This is a genomic window from uncultured Campylobacter sp., assembly GCF_938018145.1.
GTDB lineage: Bacteria > Campylobacterota > Campylobacteria > Campylobacterales > Campylobacteraceae > Campylobacter_A.
Genome location: NZ_CALIII010000127.1, coordinates 1 through 2,853 on the forward strand (window position 1 = coordinate 1; position 2,853 = coordinate 2,853).

Annotated in this window: 3 protein-coding genes; all 3 read left to right on the forward strand. The window is 46.7% G+C overall.

Going from position 1 to position 2,853, the window contains the following annotated elements:
• On the forward strand, positions 1 to 1,950 hold a 1,950-nt coding region (locus tag Q0338_RS02830; RefSeq protein ID WP_298085441.1), incomplete at its 5' end, for a RecB-like helicase.
• Between the two features lie 76 nt (positions 1,951 to 2,026).
• Positions 2,027 to 2,455, forward strand: coding sequence for a 50S ribosomal protein L13 (rplM, locus tag Q0338_RS02835; RefSeq protein ID WP_002949135.1), 429 nt, complete (start codon positions 2,027 to 2,029; stop codon positions 2,453 to 2,455).
• 2 nt (positions 2,456 to 2,457) lie between these two features.
• The gene (gene rpsI, locus Q0338_RS02840) at positions 2,458 to 2,847 is read left to right on the forward strand and encodes a 30S ribosomal protein S9 (protein WP_122866526.1); all 390 of its coding nucleotides are present in this window, start codon (positions 2,458 to 2,460) and stop codon (positions 2,845 to 2,847) included.
• The last annotated feature ends 6 nt before the right edge of the window (positions 2,848 to 2,853 follow it).

Sequence of the window (2,853 nt, forward strand, 5' to 3'; positions counted from 1 at the left end):
AAAGAGTGCAAAATCTCGCTAAACAAAAGGCTAAATTCGCTCGCATTTAGCGACGTGACGCGCCTGGTTTACGAGCTTTTGCGAGGCGGCGAGACGGACGCGCAGATGCTTTATTTTAGGCTCGACGGACGTATAAATCACCTGCTAATAGACGAGTTTCAAGACACCAACGTCGCGCAGTACGAGATCATGCGTCCGCTTATCGAAGAAATCGTCGCCGGATACGGACAAAACGGGCTTGGCAGCTTTTTTTACGTCGGCGACGTAAAGCAGAGCATTTACCGCTTTCGCGGCGGCAAAAAGGAGCTTTTTGGCAAGCTGATGCGAGATTTTCCGCAGATCAAAGCGCAAAATTTGGAGGTAAATTACCGCAGCAAAAAGGCGCTAGTGAGATTTACGAATGCCGTATTTGCAGGCAAGATCGAAAATTTTAAACCGCAAAGAACACCCCAAAAAGAGGGTGAACGAGTAAATTTGGTAGGCCGGATGCCGTATTTTGAGGCGGAGGCGGATGATCTTGGATTCGTGCGGGTAAGTAGCGGCGATGACGTAGCGGCAGAAGCGACGCAACAGGTTAAATTTCTGCTTGGAAAAGGGGTCTGTGAAGACGATATCACCGTGCTTTGCTGGAAAAACGACGATATAAATAAAATCGCAAATTTGCTTGACGAAGCCGGCATAAAAAGCGTGAGCGAGGGCGTGATGCCTCTGCTAGCTAGTAAAAACGCGCGCGCAGTAGTGGAGTACGCTAAATTTTGCCTATTTGGCGAGCGAATTTACAAGCTAAATACCGAAGCGATCCTTGACGTAAACGCCGTAGAACTGAGCGTAAATCCGCAAAAATCGGCGCTTGAGAGCCTGCACTATCTAGCGGGCAAGCTCGGTGTAGATATAAGCGACGCGGACGTTTTGCGGCTGCTTGAGCTAGCGCAGCCCTATTCAAATTTGACCGAGTTTATCTATAATCTTGATAGATTTGAGGCAAAAGCGAGCGCAAAAAGCGGCGAGGGCGTGAAAATCATGACCGTGCATAAGTCAAAGGGGCTGGAGTTTGAAAACGTGATCGTGTGCGATAAAATGGGCGCAGGGCGGCACGACGGGTCAAATTTTATCGCGGAATACGACGCCGACGAGGGCTCCTGGCAGGTGCGCCACAACGTCAAAAAACAGTGCATCGACGAGGAGTTTGCTCAGCTAAAAGAAAAGGCGGCGCGGCTCGAGCGCGAAGAGGATATGAACAAGCTCTACGTCGCGCTAACGCGGGCGATCAGTGGGCTAATCATCGTAAAAAAAACGGGCGCGAACGGCAGAAACCCGAGCTTTTTTGGGGCGTATGAGAGTAGCGGCGAGGTTATAGAGTATCTTGATTTGGTTGATTTTAGCTTCGGCGAGCCGACGCCTAGCAAGGCGCGAAATTTGACGTCGGCAGGCAAATTTGAGCCTATTAAACTAGCTCAAATTTCAAAGCAAATCGTAGATGAAACGCCCAAAACCGAGGGCAAAAATCAAAAGGCGATTTATTTTGGCTTGGCGCTACACTATCTGCTAGAAATGGCGGAAAAATTTGACGAGAGCTCGCTAAAAACGGCGCAAATTTCGATGCGAAACGCGTTTTATAAATTTTTGGACGAAGGCGAGCTGGATGAAATTTACGCGCGCGGGCTAAGTTTGATAAACGAGCCTAAATTTAAGCAAATGACGCAGGGAAAGCGTGCGTTTAAAGAGCAGCCTTTGCGATATGAGGGTGCGTTAAAACAGCTTGACTTGCTCTGCTTGGACGAAACCGAAATCTGCGTGATCGACTATAAAACGAGCGATAAAAATATAGATGAAAATATCGCGCAAGTGGCGGAATACAAAAAAATATTGGCTCAAATTTACCCGAATTTGAGCGTGAGGGCGGCGATATTTTACGCTTTACGGGACGAAATTCGAAGCATTGATATTTAAATATAGCTTAAATTAAGCTATTTGTAAGGTGCATTTGAATACAATCACGACTTAAAATTATCTAAAGGGTAAGAAAATGACGAAAATAACAAAACCAAACGAAGTGGAGCGCGAGTGGATCGTGCTTGACGCGGCAGGCAAGCGTTTTGGTAGATTGCTAACCGAGGTAGCTACGCTGCTTCGCGGTAAGCATAAACCAAATTTCACTCCGAATGTCGATTGCGGCGATTACGTTATCATAATCAACGCTTCTAAAGCCGAATTTACGGGCAACAATAAAGCCGAGCAAAAGCTTTATCACCGCCATTCAGGATATTTCGGTAGCACGAAAAGCGAGAAATTCGGCGAGCTTTTGGCTGACAAACCTGAAAAACTGTTCAAGCTAGCCGTTCGCGGAATGCTTCCAAAAACAAAACTCGGCAGAGAGATGATAAAAAAACTAAAAGTTTACGCCGGCAGCGAGCATCCGCACACGGCTCAAATAGCTAAAAAAGAAGGAAAATAATCATGGCGAAAGTTTATGCAACCGGTAAAAGAAAAACTGCCGTAGCAAAAGTCTGGCTAAAACCGGGCAGCGGTAAAATTTTAGTAAACGGACTTGATCTAAACACTTGGCTCGGCGGACACGAGGCTATCAAGCTAAAAGTGGTTCAACCTCTACTTTTAACAAAACAAGAGAGCTCTGTAGACGTAACTGCAACGACTCTAGGCGGCGGATACTCTGCTCAGGCTGAGGCGCTAAGACACGGCATATCAAGAGCACTAGCTCTATTTGATACCGACTTTAGAGCAACACTAAAACCAAAAGGCCTACTAACTCGCGACTCACGCGTCGTCGAGCGTAAGAAATTCGGTAGAAGAAAAGCTAGAAGAAGCCCGCAATTCTCTAAACGCTAATAGTTT